General features: G+C 56.1%; 19 protein-coding genes and 1 pseudogene. 8 read left to right on the top strand and 12 right to left on the bottom strand.

Features of this window, described 5'->3' with window-relative positions:
- Positions 1-143: 143 nt before the first annotated feature.
- Positions 144-737, bottom strand: a complete 594-nt coding sequence (locus RHPLAN_RS10950; protein WP_198164833.1) for a cold-shock protein — start codon at positions 735-737, stop codon at positions 144-146.
- A gap of 1345 nt (positions 738-2082) precedes the next feature.
- On the opposite strand from RHPLAN_RS10950, the gene RHPLAN_RS39260 reads away from it, so the two are divergent.
- Both RHPLAN_RS39260 and RHPLAN_RS10945 read left to right on the top strand, forming a co-directional pair.
- Positions 2083-2244 (top strand): hypothetical protein, encoded by a 162-nt coding sequence (locus RHPLAN_RS39260; RefSeq protein ID WP_157100207.1) that lies wholly within the window; start codon positions 2083-2085, stop codon positions 2242-2244.
- Positions 2245-2353: 109 nt separating this feature from the next.
- Positions 2354-2743: a MerR family transcriptional regulator gene (locus RHPLAN_RS10945; protein ID WP_068017218.1), complete on the top strand. Its 390-nt coding sequence runs from the start codon at positions 2354-2356 to the stop codon at positions 2741-2743.
- Between the two features lies 1 nt (position 2744).
- Here the strand turns inward: RHPLAN_RS10945 and RHPLAN_RS10940 are convergent, their stop codons facing one another.
- Positions 2745-2927, bottom strand: coding sequence for a hypothetical protein (locus tag RHPLAN_RS10940; RefSeq protein WP_068017214.1), 183 nt, complete (start codon positions 2925-2927; stop codon positions 2745-2747).
- Positions 2928-2942: 15 nt separating this feature from the next.
- Positions 2943-3377 (bottom strand): hypothetical protein, encoded by a 435-nt coding sequence (locus tag RHPLAN_RS10935; protein ID WP_068017212.1) that lies wholly within the window; start codon positions 3375-3377, stop codon positions 2943-2945.
- Positions 3378-3440: 63 nt separating this feature from the next.
- Here RHPLAN_RS10935 and RHPLAN_RS39255 point away from each other — a divergent pair, with 63 nt between their 5' ends.
- The 4 genes and pseudogenes from RHPLAN_RS39255 (at position 3441) to RHPLAN_RS39250 (ending at position 4898) form a co-directional block, all read left to right on the top strand.
- Positions 3441-3755, top strand: coding sequence for a hypothetical protein (locus RHPLAN_RS39255; RefSeq protein WP_157100206.1), 315 nt, complete (start codon positions 3441-3443; stop codon positions 3753-3755).
- Positions 3756-3851: 96 nt separating this feature from the next.
- Positions 3852-4193: pseudogene (locus tag RHPLAN_RS38325) on the top strand (DUF4112 domain-containing protein); the annotation flags it as partial.
- Complete coding sequence (locus tag RHPLAN_RS10925; protein ID WP_068017206.1) at positions 4190-4501, top strand: polyhydroxyalkanoic acid system family protein; 312 nt, start codon at positions 4190-4192, stop codon at positions 4499-4501. The pseudogene RHPLAN_RS38325 and the gene RHPLAN_RS10925, both read left to right, overlap by 4 nt.
- 250 nt (positions 4502-4751) lie before the next feature.
- On the top strand, positions 4752-4898 hold the full coding sequence (locus RHPLAN_RS39250; RefSeq protein WP_157100205.1) for a hypothetical protein: 147 nt from the start codon (positions 4752-4754) through the stop codon (positions 4896-4898).
- Positions 4899-5444: 546 nt separating this feature from the next.
- Here RHPLAN_RS39250 and RHPLAN_RS10920 read toward each other — a convergent pair.
- From RHPLAN_RS10920 to RHPLAN_RS38315, 8 genes are all read right to left on the bottom strand, one after another.
- Positions 5445-5696, bottom strand: coding sequence for a hypothetical protein (locus RHPLAN_RS10920; RefSeq protein ID WP_068017203.1), 252 nt, complete (start codon positions 5694-5696; stop codon positions 5445-5447).
- Positions 5689-5904: a hypothetical protein gene (locus RHPLAN_RS10915; RefSeq protein ID WP_068017199.1), complete on the bottom strand. Its 216-nt coding sequence runs from the start codon at positions 5902-5904 to the stop codon at positions 5689-5691. Before RHPLAN_RS10915 ends, RHPLAN_RS10920 begins: the two co-directional genes overlap by 8 nt.
- A gap of 330 nt (positions 5905-6234) precedes the next feature.
- Entirely contained in the window at positions 6235-6393 is a 159-nt protein-coding gene (locus RHPLAN_RS39245) for a hypothetical protein (RefSeq protein ID WP_157100204.1), read from the bottom strand.
- 575 nt (positions 6394-6968) lie between these two features.
- Positions 6969-7100: a hypothetical protein gene (locus tag RHPLAN_RS40795; RefSeq protein WP_257730380.1), complete on the bottom strand. Its 132-nt coding sequence runs from the start codon at positions 7098-7100 to the stop codon at positions 6969-6971.
- A 1035-nt stretch (positions 7101-8135) separates the two neighbouring features.
- The gene (gene rcsF / locus RHPLAN_RS41005) at positions 8136-8489 is read right to left on the bottom strand and encodes an Rcs stress response system protein RcsF (protein WP_442971818.1); all 354 of its coding nucleotides are present in this window, start codon (positions 8487-8489) and stop codon (positions 8136-8138) included.
- Between the two features lie 158 nt (positions 8490-8647).
- A complete protein-coding gene (locus tag RHPLAN_RS10905) occupies positions 8648-9331 on the bottom strand; it encodes a YdcF family protein (RefSeq protein ID WP_084244673.1) in 684 nt (227 codons plus the stop codon).
- Positions 9332-9889: 558 nt separating this feature from the next.
- Positions 9890-10111, bottom strand: coding sequence for a hypothetical protein (locus RHPLAN_RS10900; RefSeq protein ID WP_068017192.1), 222 nt, complete (start codon positions 10109-10111; stop codon positions 9890-9892).
- A 227-nt stretch (positions 10112-10338) separates the two neighbouring features.
- Entirely contained in the window at positions 10339-10719 is a 381-nt protein-coding gene (locus RHPLAN_RS38315) for a hypothetical protein (RefSeq protein WP_157100202.1), read from the bottom strand.
- A 286-nt stretch (positions 10720-11005) separates the two neighbouring features.
- On the opposite strand from RHPLAN_RS38315, the gene RHPLAN_RS10895 reads away from it, so the two are divergent.
- On the top strand, positions 11006-12535 hold the full coding sequence (locus tag RHPLAN_RS10895; RefSeq protein ID WP_084244671.1) for a carbohydrate porin: 1530 nt from the start codon (positions 11006-11008) through the stop codon (positions 12533-12535).
- A 1766-nt stretch (positions 12536-14301) separates the two neighbouring features.
- On the opposite strand, the gene RHPLAN_RS39235 is transcribed toward RHPLAN_RS10895, so the two are convergent.
- A complete protein-coding gene (locus RHPLAN_RS39235; protein WP_157100201.1) occupies positions 14302-14526 on the bottom strand; it encodes a hypothetical protein in 225 nt (74 codons plus the stop codon).
- A gap of 163 nt (positions 14527-14689) precedes the next feature.
- On the opposite strand from RHPLAN_RS39235, the gene RHPLAN_RS10890 reads away from it, so the two are divergent.
- Positions 14690-14881 (top strand): hypothetical protein, encoded by a 192-nt coding sequence (locus RHPLAN_RS10890; protein WP_068017189.1) that lies wholly within the window; start codon positions 14690-14692, stop codon positions 14879-14881.
- Positions 14882-15279: the final 398 nt, after the last annotated feature.

The raw sequence follows: 15279 nt of genomic DNA, 5'->3' as shown, positions 1-15279 counted from the left end.
GCCAACTTACCGTTGGTCGGGCGCTTGCGTGTCTCAGAAAGTCGCATCCGTCCCCGGAGTGGCCCAACAGGTGCGCTCACTTTGGCCGGGCCGGGACGTTCACCATTTCCGCCATACGACACTTTGCTATTCACGGTCGTGGTCTAGTCTAAGAGCACAAGGGAGAGAGCCTCTAGTCCCTTCGGGCCGTGGCCGATTTGCATCCGCACCCGCTGGCCCGCAACGACTCCGCTTAAACCCGCACGTGCCAGTGCTTTGGCGCGGACGAAGACATCTTTTCCTCCACCATCCTGTTCGATAAAGCCAAACCCCTTGTCGGCTTTATACAATTTCACGGTTCCAATGCTTTCATTGCCCGTCGAAGAACCGATGCGGGGCGGCTCAACTGCAGTACCTACCGCAGACGATCCTAGCACCTCAACGACCTCGGTAACCTCAGAGCCCTTCTGGCCCTGCGCAATTCGGACCTTGACCTTATCGCCCTCAGAGACACTCCGGTGGCCCGCGGCCTCCAATTGGCGTACGTGCATAAAAGCTTCAGCTCCCCCTTCTACGCTGACAAAGCCGTAACCCTTCTCCGCTTGGAACCACTTAACAACCGCTTCGACCGCGGGTGTTTGTGAAACGCTCACTCTCTCACGGCCAAACCGGCTACCGGAGACGGATATGGGGGCCGGTTGATCATCTTCGAAAACGCCCCGCCGCGAGTCGCGTTGGTAATCTTTGTAACGGCCCATTTGAGTCACCGGGATGAAACTGCCGGCGATATCTGTTCCGACGCGACATAAGTCAAGAGTGCACACCATAACGCGGTGGCCGGATTTTGCTTATCAAGCATCCGATGGCGCTGCCAATCGTGATGCCGGCACTGACGACCGCTCCTAAAGCACCCATGTCGCAATATGCTGCAACGCGAAGCCCGCCCCCTGTGGGCTGCTGCGCCCCTGGCCCACACAAATGCGAAAACCTCGCCACAGCTGGCGGGGCTTTTCGTGTGGTGAAGCCTCGCTCTTTCTCGGATAATCCGCCGCGCTTCAAGCAGCTTCTGTTTCTGCTGGAGGTTCCCGGATACCCCAAGGCCTCCGACCCCGCCTCCTCCGTGGCGGCATCTCTTTAAAATTAAGCCCAGCGTGTGGATCATCATTTTTGTCGCCCGGGGTGACGACCACCGCACGAAGGCTTCGCCATTTTATCGGGCGGCTTTGTTTTGCTTGGACCAGTGGGAAGACTTCGGCGCGGCGGCTTGAGAGCGATCCCTTCTCTCACAAATCATCTCAGGGTGTGGGCGAAGGCGCGGTCAGCTTGGGGACGCGGGCGGACGACAATGAGTCGAGTTGCAATCGGTCTCTGACTACACGCGACAAAAGATCCTGAGCCGTCGTACGCATCTCCCGCCTTAGCAGCTCAGCTTCGAGTGCGAAGTCTACCGCCAAAAGCCGCAACATCTTCTTGACACGCGGTGTGGCGCACGCATCCGCGAGCGAGATGCAGTGCGAAGAGTGCCATTCGAGAAGGTGCGGATAATCGCCCGGAACAATTTTCATTCACAGGGTCTGCTTTCCTCTGATGGAGTACGAAAGCAATTACGTCAAAAGAGGGCAGCGGCGTACTTGTGCACAGCCTGCGCGATGACCCGCCGCGGCGCCCCAGCGGCCGTTATGGTCGCGCGACCCGCACACGAGCTCAACAAAGCGCTTGCCAACTGCCCATACTTTTTCGCGAAAGGCCTCAGCCAAAGCCAAACCGTTTTCGTTCGATCGAAAGTCGCCGAAGAGCGACTGCAGCTCCCGCGAGCACGCGCACGAAAGCTCGGTTCACTGTCTTCGACGGGGCTTTTGTTTTGCTTGGAGCAGTGTGATGATTTCGGCGCGGCGGCCTGAGAGCGATGGCTCGGCCATTCAGCGAAGACCCTGTCTCCCACAGACGGGGTTTTTGTTTTTGAAGAGTAGAGGCTGCTTCGGTGGCGTTTTTTGTTTTGCGCCCACCCTAATTGAAGGAGTTGTATATCCCTCAGCTCAAAGTGGAAAATTCACCCTAGGTCTATTCCAAATATGACCGGAAAATATTCGGCTACAGTCAGGTGTGACCGAATTTGAAAAAGCAGATGACTTTGTGAAGCGTGCTGCCGAGCTACGGAGAATGGCAAAGGACGCCTCTTCGTTCGCTGCGGTCCTGCTGCTCGACCTGGCAGAGCACTACGACCGCTTGCTGGCGGGAATCTGCGCTCGGGTTATCAAGCACTGACGCTGAACGTCCGTTTAGCCTGACGTGACCAGGCCTTCATCTACCTGATGAATTTGTAATTGGTATAACTCCAGGCTACCTCCTATCTGCGTGCCCGGAGGTGACCACTATGGACTGGACAATCGGTGAAATATCCCGGCTTTCTGGGGTTTCCATCGAAACGGTCAGGTATTGGGAGCGCGAAGGCCTGGTACCGCGTCCCCCGAGGACGACTAGCGGGCGGAGGGTTTACGCCCCGTCCGATCTGAAGACCCTCAAGTTCATCCGCAATTCGCGTGACCTGGGATTCTCGCTTGAAGCAATCCGCGATCTACTTGCACTTCGCGGCCCTGATAACTCGTGCGCAGATGTCAAAGCCATCGCACAGAAGCACCTTGAACACGTGAGAACGCAGATGGCGCGGATAACCAAAGTCGAGAGCGTCCTTGCAGATGCGGTGGCGAGATGTCCTGGAGGAAAGACGGTTGATTGCACGTTGCTAGAAATTCTGGAGGCATGATTTAGACACCGAACTCCAGGCCCATTTCGTCGACCTTTGCGATGACCTCCTCCTCGGAACGACCCAGGTAGTCCGCCAATTCTTGCGAGGTCATGAGCGGGGCGAACTCGCGAATATCTTTCAGTTCCACCTCGGACCACGGCTTGCCGGCGTTGATATTTTCCGAGGGCGTTAGCGAGACCATTGAGGCACGTCATGATCATCCGCAATCATTACGGTACGCGCCCATGTTATGCGCGACAGTGACGACCGCGGCGTCCATTTCGCGCTTAGCTCCGCGCGGATAGCGGAACTCGATTAGGTTCCAGCGCGAGCCGCCGCATGCCAAGTTACCCTTGCGGTAGAAAATCTCTGGACCGCGATAGCCCGAGACGACGAACCAAGACTTTCCCCCCTCCTGGTACGTCACTTGCTCATCCGACTTTGAAGTGAAAGCTGTCTTGTCAAAAGAGTGAGCGGCCTCATGACCGAAGCGGATGCGTGCCGCGCCGTCAGGCGACACGAAGACGCGAGCGGTGCCAGCTGCAGTAACCTGCCGCCAACCCAAGGGAACAAGGGACGGGGGAGCAGCTAGAGCGTCCACGTTACACGTCGCAATCGCGCCCAATAAAGCAATACAACGAAGGATCAGCATAAAGTCCCAACGCGATTGTCGTGAGCAAGTTGCATTCGCTCTCTCGACTGTCGAAACAGAGAAGTGGCGAACGGCAGCTTATTTACTTCGAGTGCTGTCGTCCTTCGTCCAAACTCGTGCGAATGGCCTGCGCGGCTTGCGGCGAGGCACGCCGCCGCTCGCGACGGGCCTGCGGAGCATAGTGCCATCGTCATAGGTTTCTACTACGAAGCGGCCTTCTGCCGTTACTTTGACCTCGATGCTTTCGATGTGAGCTTTATGGGGCATAGCTTCAGACGGACTTCTAACCACCTACCCGATGTCAACGATCTCGGCATCGCCGGCACCAATGCGTACGCCGTCTCCGATGACGAAGTCAGCCGATGCCTCGACCATTGATGTGAAAAGACACATTCTTGCATTCTTCGGTAGTTTCACCATCTGAACCGCATGCGGACGCTGCCTTACCCACTCCGATATACTTACGGTGCGAACTCGCGTGCCGAGCGTTTGGCGCGCCTCGATATGCTCGCCAACTTGCTGGACACGGCGCTCGTCATCCCCGGTACTAGCGTCCGCTTCGGGATCGACGCTGTCGTCGGCCTTGTGCCAGGCATCGGCGACGCCCTCACCACAGCAGTCTCCCTTTATATCGTCCACGAAGCTCGCCAACTCGGCGCGCCATGGCATGTCGTCTCCCGCATGCTTGTCAACGTTGCAATCGATGGCGTCGTCGGCGCGGTCCCGCTTTTGGGCGACGCCTTCGACGTGATGTGGCGGGCCAATCGTCGCAACGTCAAATTGTTGCGCGATCACTTCGAAGGAAGAGGTCTATGACAAAGCCGCTCGTGGTTTGCATTCCTCATCGTCTTGGAAAGGATAAAGCCATCGACCGACTTAAAGGGGGCCTTGATCGCGCGGCGCGGGACTTCAAGCAGTTCATTACGATCGAACAACAGGTGTGGACCGGCAGCTCCCTGACATTCCACATCCGCGCCATCGGCCAGTTCGCCTCCGGCAACCTCCAAGTCTTTGACAACTTCGTGCGCCTCGAAGTCACACTGCCATGGTTGCTCGCGAAGGTGGCTGAGCGCTTTGCCCCGGCGCTTGAGCAGCAGGGTAAGTTGATGCTGGAACACAAGTGAAGCTGCACACGACTCTTGGCAGTTTCCCGACATTAGTGAAGTGAGTACTACATCGAGCGGGCACTGGATGAGGCGCAGTCGCTTACGCTGCTGCCGCCAAACCTGAAGCAGGCGCGGCATTTTCCCGGCTGAAAAACCGCATCTTTAGCCTAATACTCATTCCGGCAACGCCGGCACCCCCTGATAAATTTGAAAGAGTACACGCTCCTGTCTCGGACTAGTCTGGTCTCGAACTTAATCGAGATCGGCTATGTCAACTCATCTGAAGTGCTGCGGCGTGCCCATGTGGCTTGTGAAGGTCAACGTCGGTGAGGTTGCCGACCTCAAGGCTTTCGAGTGCAAGGTCTGCGATCGGAAGGTTGAAGTGGCCGAGCCGCGAAAAGAGATGGCCAAATAAAAAGCCCCGGTGTTACCCGGGGCTTTACCTGACAGTTTTCTGAGGCTGTAAGGGCCGAAATCTACGGCTGAGGAACACTAAGACACAGCGCTTATGCGGGTCTTAAAGCGCGGGTCAGGAAAAACCCTTAGACAAAAAAAGACGCCTTGGCGAATGGGCTTGCCAAGGCGTCCTCGAAGTCGGTGCGACCATATTCGGATGGTGTTTTCGCACGCGGCGTAAATAACGCAGTCGCTCCGTGCTGTATGTCAGGTTATCCCTTACTTACCGACGCTTCACCGATGCTGCATTGACTTGAGTGTTCGGCGGAGTGGTGAACATCACCGATATCTCCCGGCACCCACAACGGGGACACCTCAACCTCTCAGCGAGTCTCGCGAGAGGGAAGTCCCGACCACGGGTGCAGACAAGCGTCATCAAATCCAACTGGGCGCGGTAGTCACAAGCTCTCTTATGCTTCATTCCCTCCCGGCCGTCGTGAAGACAGCGGATATGAATTTTCCAATCAAACGTCCATGCTTCTCCAAGGCTCTCAACGGCCATCGGTCATTGCAGACCGACTCTTAAAGTGTCGAGATTTTTCCGCATGCCCTTGGCCTGTGTCTCGGCCAGGTTGCTGAATGCCGCGAGTCCTCGTTTCATCTCCCGCGTGTTTGGCGCCTTAACCGCGACAATCCCACCGGCCACCATGGCGAGAACCATAAGCTGTTGAGCAGTTGGCACGGTGCCGAGTTGCAGCCCCATCTCTCCGGCTAGTTTTCTGCATTCGTCGAATTGAGCTTCGGTCAACTCACTCACAACTTTTCTCCTTGGGCTTCTTCCTGAGAAATCCAGACGACACCCGGGCCTGTAAGCGTTCGACCTCTTCCTCAAGGAATGCGTTCGCAATCAATGTGATGTGAAGCGCGTGGAGGGCATCTCCATGGGCGAGTTCGAGGGTTTGTCGGACATCCTCTTCAAACTCTTCGGCTTGATCGTCGAGATACGCTTTGAGCGTCGCGTTCATGCCCGCATCCCAAACACGTCACTGTGAGAACGTATAAAGAACAAATTTAGGCAGAGTCAAGATGGAACGATGGATTTCAATCTGGGTTGAGCGTTATGTCCTCACGCACCCAGCCCACACCCCAGAAAATAGCCGACCAGCTCCGCGAACACGCTGAGTGGTGTCGGCAACGGGCGAAAATGAATCTCGTCATGCAAGACCGGATGAGGCTCCTTCAGGAGGCTGAGGTTCTCGAAGAACTCGCGGACAACGCGCTCAGCCCTGAAATTTCTTGAGCAGGGTCTGATCCTCTTTCGCGGTCAAAAGTCTGCCGATCATCTTCTTCGGAACCTACGGGACTTTTTTTGCGTCGAGCTGTAGGGCTTCTTTAAACTCGTCAGCGGCGCCCGCCAGCGCAGCCTTCATGCGTGCGATCCCCAGCTCGTAAGCCTCCTGGATAAACACTGCGGTGCCATGAGGGATCTCGAACGTCATCCAGAAAACGAACATGTACTCACTTCGAAACATAAACAGCGGGAACGTATGGTCGGCGATGGACCTTGAGGATATCTGCGATTTCGCTCCAGTTATGAACCTGTCTGAGCTTGCCGACTACCTCTGTCGGTCTGAGGAAGAGGTGGCGATTAAGCTGGAAGAACTCAATCTGCCCGCCGGTTACGGGTGAAAACAAAAAAGCCCCGGCGAGTGACCGGGAAAAGTCTTGCTATGACCACGCGGCGTCGAACTTCCGGAACGACATCCGCTGCCAGTGTCACTCTGACTTGTACCTCACATAATCACGGCAAGTCAGAGTGACTTTTCGTTTCGACATATCACTCGTAATTGTGAGGAAACACGGGGCCTAGCGTTCTGGGTTCTTCGTACGTGCCAACCGTGACGCTCGAAGTCTTTTGATGCTGTCTCTCGCAGCAGCTTCGGCGGCCCGGTACTCCATCATGGCTTTAGGAGCGTCTTCTGCACGCTCCTTTTTCATGCGTGCGAGTCGGACAAGTCGCTCTTCCGCTTCGGGAGCGGTCGGCACAATTCTGTCCCGCCTCACTTTCCGCTTATCAACGACAACCATTTCAACCCTCGTATGGGGTGGCCTTGGGCACCAGCTTCAACATCGGTTGGATCGGCGGCGCCTTCACGAAGGGAAGAAACACCAAGTCGAGCCAGCGCCGGTACATCACAAACGGGATCATCATAGGATTCATGGTCGCCTCCATGTGAAGTGCAATGCACAAGGCTGACCCACGTTCCAAAAGAAAAACCCCGCCGAAGCGGGGTTCTCTTTTTTACTTCTGGTTCTGTTGGCCGGGATTTTGATTCCCGCCCTGCTTCCACCCTGGCCGGGCCTCCCTTTTCCAGCAACGCGGTGCGGAACAGCTAACTCCCTACGGCGTTGCTTTTGCAGAGGTAACCAATGAAGCGCCGCGGCCAGACCTGTACTGTTCTTGCGATAGAATCCCTGAGGCACGCCCGAGTCACAAAGCGTGAAGCGCAGCGTCGCCGTGCAATGGTTTGGTTGGCATTGATTCAAGAGGAAAAGCGGCGAGACGATAAACAGGGTCGTTGACGATCAACTGGATCATCTGACGAACTTCTTTCTCACCCTCGAAAAGCTAGCGGCATTTGGGCTCAAAGAACGTGCCGACGCTAAAATTATACCAAGAAGTGTTTTCGAGACGGATCGGATTGCGAGGCATTCAAGCTAATTGCTCGCCGCGCGCACGCTCTCATCACTATCGACGCAGTTTGGCGAGCATGGCCCCGCCCTCAACAAGTCAAAAGACATGGCTGTTAAGGAGCAAAAAGACCCTGCCGGGGAAGGCAGGGTCTTTAACTCGAACGAGGTCTCGGGGGGAGGGGCACCTCGCTCGTGGGTTGTTAAAGCCTAAACGGTATGAACGTTCCATGCCCGATTGAATAAAAGTGCTGGCATTAGTTGCGGAGTATAACGATCTCGCCGGAGTATTTTAGTTATTTGGGTTTATCGTCGTAAAAAACAAAAACCCCGCCGGAATGAGCGGCGGGGTTCTCGCTTACGGTGATCAGGAGTTTTTCTGCGGCTGTAAGATTTCAGAGTGTTTACCTCATTTCAAGAGGCCGTCGTTCTCGCACGAAACTAAAAGGGTCTCCCGGAAGTGTCGTGGTGCTAGCCGCTTCCCCGAATGTCGGGGGAACAGCCGGAAACGCTCAATTAACAATCTGAGTGGCACTCACGTCGCTTTTGCCCGGCTCCAGCTAAGCTACTTATCGTCCAATCGAATGGCTGTTCCGCGACAAACAATCGAAGACAAGCATTTGGTTGTAAGTGCGCTGCCAATCACGCAGGTGACGTTTCCCACTGCATCCCCACCCATGCCACGGGCATCAACTTGGAGCTTCCGTGTGGCGTCCTCGTCGGTCGGTTCACGCTCCCAGGGATTGCTTTTACATGATGTAGCGGTGAGCTGGCCTAGAATTCGTGCAGCGCGCGGCGTTTCATTCGCACGATAGATCCGCATATTGGATCGCCAATCGGCCGGCGGCCCATTTTCAGAATTCGTGCTAGCGCAAGACGACAAAGCGAGGCCGGTGAGAGCAGCGAATACCAGTCGCATGGGTCGTGAGGTCCTTTGGACCATCAAGGTAATGCACGCTTGGCAAAACTAAGGCGGCGCGCACCAGAGTGCCTAGCCTCGGGCATTGGACCCAAACGCAAGATCGCGGGTTGGCGAGAATCGGAAAGACTCTGCGGCGGCTGCACAACGAAAGCGATTCAGAACTCCAAATTGCTGCGTTGTAGAGCCTGACCAGTTTGAGGTTGCGCGATGGCCGTTGCAACCTCGGCGCCCCGAAAGACCCCGCCACTAAAATAGAAGATAACCTTGGCGACTTCGGTGACGACCAGGACGGCGGAATTCTTGTCCCGCCACCAACTGGGCTGAAGCTCATCTTTAAGGGGCCATACGACAATACAGCGGACGTCGGGCAGTTCGCGTTCAAATATGAGTTTTGCTCGGCGCGCTTGGTACGGAGAAGTTACAAGCAAAACTGTTGCCTTCCGTTTTGCTAGGTGTGCGCCTAGCGCTTCGGCCTCCTCAGTGGTTGATAGTAAGTTGGAGCCATAATGTGAGATGCGCTGTTTCGGCACCCCCAGCGAATTAAGTATGGCTACGCGACCGTCGCGCGCAGGAAAACCTTCTCCATCGGCCTCAGACGAACGCGGCTGCAGCTCGTTGCTGAGTAGGATCACTGGCGCGAGCCCAGCTCCAAACAGCTCAGCTGCCTTGATGAGACGCGCACCATCACCTGCTAGAGGCACGATATAATCGGCAGCTAGTGGCTCATCTTGATATTGAAGCCAGCCTGCAATGGAAAAAAAGAGCACGACCGCAAGGATCGACGAGAGCAGCGCTAAGACGCCAAACAAATCCAACAGAAGTCGCGCGATCCGCATCATTTTTTTGTGCCAAACAGACCAGCAACAACAGCAAAGAGCCACACCGGTTCCGTCGACGGGGTTTCCCTGACAACGATGGGAATCGACGGCGTCTCCGACTGCCACGAGAACATGGAGACCAATAAACCGCCGCCGTGTCTCTTATGAAAAGACGAGACGGGGAAGCCGGGCGCCACTCACAAATGCCGAGCACCTTTTTGGACTGGATGAGGTACCAGCCAGGTCACCCCACCCTTCCATGCTGATAGATGAGGTGCGGTATAGCCACGTTGCGGAAATCTGCGCTGCGACGCAAAACGAAAGAGCCCAGCGTGCGCCGGGCTTTTTCCATTTTCTCAATTGCTGTTAGTGGAAGAACAGCATGAATAGAATTATTGCGCCGATCGGCACACCCATAAGCCAAAGAATAACTGGCATTGACGCCTCCGGTTGGTTGTTGTCGCGCCGATAACCTATCGCGGCTGTTGTCGTTCCAGTGAAAACGACGTGCACACGATCGGGCTCGTTCGGGGCTGCTTACGAAAAATCAGCAGCAACCGCTGCGCTGGGATTCTGCTGTCACTGCTTGTCAATGGGTCGAGCTGTACTTGACCAAAGTTCTTTGTCACAGCCGTCGTTCTCGCTATTCAAAACAGCGACCGCGGCATCGCTGATGAACCTGCCCATCTGAGCTTTCATATGATCCGGATATTCGAACGCGATCTGATGCCAAGTTCGGCCAGCACACGCGATCACGGCTTCTCGATAGAAGAGAAGGCCGTCGCTTTTGTTGCCGGTCACGGCGATCCAACTCTGTTTTCAGGCGCTGAGGCGCCGTCTCTAACTCGGACGACAGCTCTGAGAACTTCCGCGACATTGCTCACTACTGACTGAAAATAGGTCTTGCTTACAGTAACACGATCGTACTGAACATGCGTTTTGAATCGGTTCGGGATGAAACTATGTAGCTCGCGAACTCGATCATCGATTTAGAAGTGTGGGGTCGCGTCTGGGCGAGGTTACGGCGGTCACGCCAGCGTCGCGATCGATCGAAACATCGCCAATGCCTTTCGGCGACATCGTGTGAACAAATTCCAGATTACGGCAAACCAGTGAAGTTGGAGAAGCTTTGGCTTTACGACCGAAAACAGTCGCTCCACTAATAGGAACCCGGTCGCATAGGCGGCAATAATTACCAGCACGCCAGTAAACCAATGGCCGGAACCGCAAATTGCTACCGCAGCAAGTTTGAACGGCTCAATTATCGCGGTTGGAACGGCAACGGCTGCCAACGACTGATACGGCCCCAAGCCCTCAAGCCATTTGCGAGCAGGGCCAAAATACCCACTCCCGCCTCCTGCATCCTTGCTACGTTGCAACTTCGGCCTACCTTCGATCTGGATCGCCACGGCAAACCCATTCGCGAACTGGTCAAAACAGCCGAGTAGCGCCTAGAGTTCCTTTCGGGACGAGAAGTGTTGAGCGAAGCGGCACTTTAATGTGAGCTTGGTGGGGTTCGTCGTCGCTCGCGCGACTGGGTCTAATTAATTTGAAACATTGGGCGAGGCTCGCCTAGCGCCCTATCATTCGCAATTGTTCGTGGAGCGGCATCGTGCCAGCATCGATTGAGGCTCACGACCGATTGGCATTATGCGCGTTTGGATTCAGGTAATCTCTGCGTGGGCTGTGGTGGCGATGCCTTTGGGCGTTGGTGAGGCCGAGGAACAATCAACGCCTCCAGCAAGCTCGGCTGCGCCGTTTACGTCCCCTGACGCATCAAAGCCGACCTCCCGCCCGGCAGACAACAAGCAACATCAAACCCTTGCTGCTGAGCGAAAGCCGATCACGGAGCGACCGCCTTCGGAGAAACCCGAGCCGCAAACTGGCCAAGCTAAATCTGCAGCGAAGAAAGATAAGGAGCAAGAGCACGAGCCGCTTGATCCAGACACGGGATCCAGCACTCTAACCCACGATACCCTCGGAATCTTGCCGAATCCTTGGACCGACAAAGGCGTCAAATTCGCGCTGAGCTACGTGGCCGATACCTTGGGGAACGTGTCGGGCGGCATCCGCCGCCAGCTCACCTACGAGGGACGTCTCAACGGCGCGATTGACCTCGATCTCGCGCGCATCTTCGGGTGGGAGGGCCTTAGTTTCCACGCCAACGTCTTTCAGATTCACGGACGCGGGCTTTCCCGCAACGATATCGGCAATCTGATGCCCGTCAGCAGCATCGAGGCGCTGGCGACGACACGGCTTTACGAGGCGTGGCTCGAACAGCGTTGGGCAGGCGAGAGGTATTCGTTGCGTGCAGGACAGCTCGCGGCCGATGCTGAGTTTTTCACGACGCGTTATAGCGACCCCTTCATCAACGCGAGTTATGGCTGGCCGGCAATCCTTGCGGTCAACCTGCCAAGTGGAGCGCCCTCGCCGCCGCTCTCTTCGGTCGGTGCGCGCTTCAAGGCCGTAATCACCGACAGCATTACGAGCCTGTCGGCTGTGTTCAACGGCGATCCAGCCGGACCTAGTCCTGACGATCCGCAGTCGCGCGACCGCTATGGTCTGAACTTCCGCGTCAATGATCCGCCGCTCTTCCTCCAGGAATTCCAATACGCCTGGAACCAGGCCAAGGACGCCAAAGGACTTCCCGGTACGTTCAAGCTCGGCGGCTGGTATCACGCCGGGATGTTCGCCGACCAACGTTTCGCCGCCAATGGCGTCTCGCAGACCGCTCCCGGAGCTTTGTCGGACCCTGCCCAGCTTCGTTCCAACTACGGCGTTTACGGCACGGTCGAGCAATTGGTGAAGCGGTTCTCCAGTGACGATGACGCGCGCGGCATCGGGGCCTTCATCCGCGTCTCCACCACACCGAGCGATCGCAACCTCGTCGACTTCTACGCCGACACCGGCATCAGCATCATCGGCCTCGACAACGAACGTCCCCACGACAAGATCGGGTTTGGATTTGCCTATGCGCGCGTCTCCAACCGGGCGCGCGATCTTGACCGAGACAACGAGGCGTTAGGTGCGGTGGACCGCCCCGTGCGGGATTACGAAGGACTCCTAGATGTGAGTTATCTCGCGGAGGTTAAGACAGGCTGGACCGTGCTGCCGAACTTCCAATACGTCATTCATCCGGGCGGGCGTTATGTCTTCGACAACGGCGTTACTAAGCCAGTTAGCAACACCGCGGTCTTCGGGATGCGCAGTGTCCTGAAATTCTGACAGGCCGACGGTTCCAGTTGGAAGATGTCGGCGACTATTCGACCGCGGTCACAGAAGAGCCCTTCCTCTGGAAATAGATTACATCCACAGGATGCTTGGCTGGTACCGGTGAGTATGGGCCTCCCCGCTGATCCTTACCCGGAACAGGACCCCGTCTTGGTGGCGGGGTCATTATTTTTCTTCGATGCTCATGCCGTGGCACTTAGGCACAAACAATGAAAACTGGATGCTCAAGTTGCATTTGCATCAGGATAGAGACCAGCTTTGGTCAGTTCCGCACCGTCTACGGAGGGCTGCATGCGCCCACATCGTACTGCGGAACAGAATTGAACAACGGTCGGCTATCGCGGACACACGGCACCACTGTCGATCCACGCCTGTACCAACTTGCCAGCCAGCTCTTGACTACCGGGCACAGGTTCTCGGCCTTCGCCTGGACTCCAGCCCCAAGCGACTAAGTCGTCCTTTGCAATGTGCTCTTGGAGCAATCCGAGATCCCTCCCCCCGTTGCGATCCGGATCTTTGATCTGACGGCAAATCTCTGCGAGCGATTTGCCTTCCCACGCCATCGATTTCGGGGCGAGATCCCAGCGAGGATGACCAGGGATGCTCTTGAAGCTCGTAGGCGCAGGAACCGGGAAATTCCTGTCGGAATGACACGAGGAACACGTCTCCCCTGAAACGTTAGTGCCCTCCCGGTGCGCTGGCGGATAATGGATTTTGTGGTCCACACCCTGGAGCGGCTGATCTCCTGCCGGATGACAATTCATACACCGAGGATGTGTCAGCACCTTTCCAAGTTCAACGAAAATCGCCTGCGAGCGCTCACTGCGATCTTGGATTTGTTGAAACGCTTCAGGTTCTTTCAGAGTGTCCTGCGAATGCACGGCGATGCAGGAAACAATCAGTAAGCCGACAGCAATTGGAGAGGCCCGCATCTCATTCGCTCCGCCGCGGTTACCCGCCCAGGTCGACTCGAAAGCTCAGGTTGATTAATACTTCCGCCGCCGCCACAGGAAGGACGTTTCCCGTTGTGCGGGCCGCGCTCGCCTCAAGCAAGCGGGCAAGCAATCACACCGCTTCCTCATCCGCACAACTAACAGACCGAGCATTGGTTTCCAACGGTCAATCCCGAAACCGGCCCTTGTCAACCGCAATCGCGCCCAAAAGCCCCCATGTTGCGAGCGACCATGGCACACGTGGCATCCATCTGCCGCTTCGCTTCTCGGGGATAGCGAAACTCAATAAGATTCCAGCGTGAGCCTCGGCACGCCAAATTGCCTTTCCGGTAATAAATCTCTTCACCTCGATATCCAGAGACGACGTACCACGACGCGCCACCGTCCTGGTAAGTGAGTTGCGAAACCGCGGAAAATTCGTCGAAATGTCTCCGACCAAGAACGACAGTCGGAATCGTCTACGAACACAATCCAGAGGACGGCCGCCGAGCCCCCATGGGAAATGCCTCCTGGCGCAGAGTCAGCAACCGCACCCACAGCCGTCCGGCAGCACGCCGGTAGCATGACCGGCACAGGGGGCTCCAGAAGATTGGCGAGCGTCAACTGAGATCGACTTTTGCCACCTTGTCGCGGAAGTCCTTTTTGGGATCCACTCCCAGCAGCAGCTTGATCCCGGCAACGACGCTCGACGCGTCAAGCGAGGCCCGATATGGGTTTTTACTTCAAAAGACACGGCTTTGTTTTCGCAGTTGGCTGAGCGTAAAGCTGCCGTCGCTTGGCGCAGTTGGCTGATACGCTGAGTTCCCGTCAGATCGATGCCTGATGTCGATGTTCATCGATGCGGTAGCTGACCAGACCAGCAGACATCTCACTGAGATAAGCGAATTGGTTCAACTGCCTCCGTGAGCGCCGAATAACCTCTGCTGCTCCTTGTGCAGCATCAATGGCGTGCCCGTAGCTCTCAAAGCTGAGCAGTGTTTCTTGACTTGCTACAGTCCAAACGCCTTCACGCTTTTGCACCTTGTAGATCATTTGCCAACCTCTGTTTTCGAGGTATTCGCTCGCTCAGGTTGGCGGCTTACAGTCTAACTACATCTTAAAGCAGCGAATTAAGGCAGTGGCCATTGTGTGGCACTGTCCGGTACCGGACAGACCGATAATGAAGGCTCCGGCATTGTAGGCGTGGGAGAGTGCGATGGAGTGGGATCACCTCAACGACAGACCGCTTCTTGCTACGGCACTTGAACGCGCCGTCAACTCTCTGCCTGAGATGGTGCGAACCACCGAAAATGCCGTAGCGATGCGTTATGCCATCCGAGCTGCAATTAAGGACGGAAACCGCGACGAAAAATCGCTCACCGCGATTGGGCTGCACGCCATAAAATAAGCGCGGCTTTAAATCGAAGATGCGACTGTGCCGCGTTTTTGATAGATCGTAGCTGGCGTGGTGACAGCGCCGACAACGACTTGCGACATCGGTGATGCCGCTCCCATGGTAATTAGCCATGCCGTCATTTCCCATTAACTTGCCGCGCCCGGCCACGTCTGCCCGAAGTGCCCCAATTGCGGGGAGAACATGTGGCTGACGATCACTGAGTGACACGCATCAATCTCGGGCCGATTTACAATCGTTCAGGCCCTTATGCACCGTTCGGCTGGCCAGCTGTTTGCAGGACGGCCTGTTGTTCGAGACGAACGCGGGTCAGATGAGGCCTCAAAAGTGCAAAATCGCGCACATCCAGCGAGGCCAAGATTCCGTTCCACGTTCGAAAATCGCCAACTGAA

This window comes from Rhodoplanes sp. Z2-YC6860 (assembly GCF_001579845.1).
Taxonomy (GTDB): Bacteria; Pseudomonadota; Alphaproteobacteria; order Rhizobiales; family Xanthobacteraceae; genus Z2-YC6860.
The sequence above is the reverse complement of the archived record's forward strand: the minus strand, read 5'-3'. Positions and strand labels throughout refer to the sequence as shown.

Coding starts and splice junctions, on each gene's coding strand:
- RHPLAN_RS10950 (WP_198164833.1), bottom strand. CDS start 737: ATGGGCCGTTACAAAGATTACCAACGCGACTCGCGGCGGGGCGTTTTC.
- RHPLAN_RS10945 (WP_068017218.1), top strand. CDS start 2,354: ATGGACTGGACAATCGGTGAAATATCCCGGCTTTCTGGGGTTTCCATC.
- RHPLAN_RS10940 (WP_068017214.1), bottom strand. CDS start 2,927: ATGGTCTCGCTAACGCCCTCGGAAAATATCAACGCCGGCAAGCCGTGG.
- RHPLAN_RS10935 (WP_068017212.1), bottom strand. CDS start 3,377: ATGCTGATCCTTCGTTGTATTGCTTTATTGGGCGCGATTGCGACGTGT.
- RHPLAN_RS10925 (WP_068017206.1), top strand. CDS start 4,190: ATGACAAAGCCGCTCGTGGTTTGCATTCCTCATCGTCTTGGAAAGGAT.
- RHPLAN_RS39250 (WP_157100205.1), top strand. CDS start 4,752: ATGTCAACTCATCTGAAGTGCTGCGGCGTGCCCATGTGGCTTGTGAAG.
- RHPLAN_RS10915 (WP_068017199.1), bottom strand. CDS start 5,904: ATGAACGCGACGCTCAAAGCGTATCTCGACGATCAAGCCGAAGAGTTT.
- RHPLAN_RS39245 (WP_157100204.1), bottom strand. CDS start 6,393: ATGTTCGTTTTCTGGATGACGTTCGAGATCCCTCATGGCACCGCAGTG.
- RHPLAN_RS40795 (WP_257730380.1), bottom strand. CDS start 7,100: ATGAATCCTATGATGATCCCGTTTGTGATGTACCGGCGCTGGCTCGAC.
- rcsF (WP_442971818.1), bottom strand. CDS start 8,489: ATGCGACTGGTATTCGCTGCTCTCACCGGCCTCGCTTTGTCGTCTTGC.
- RHPLAN_RS10905 (WP_084244673.1), bottom strand. CDS start 9,331: ATGATGCGGATCGCGCGACTTCTGTTGGATTTGTTTGGCGTCTTAGCG.
- RHPLAN_RS10895 (WP_084244671.1), top strand. CDS start 11,006: ATGCCTTTGGGCGTTGGTGAGGCCGAGGAACAATCAACGCCTCCAGCA.
- RHPLAN_RS39235 (WP_157100201.1), bottom strand. CDS start 14,526: ATGATCTACAAGGTGCAAAAGCGTGAAGGCGTTTGGACTGTAGCAAGT.
- RHPLAN_RS10890 (WP_068017189.1), top strand. CDS start 14,690: ATGGAGTGGGATCACCTCAACGACAGACCGCTTCTTGCTACGGCACTT.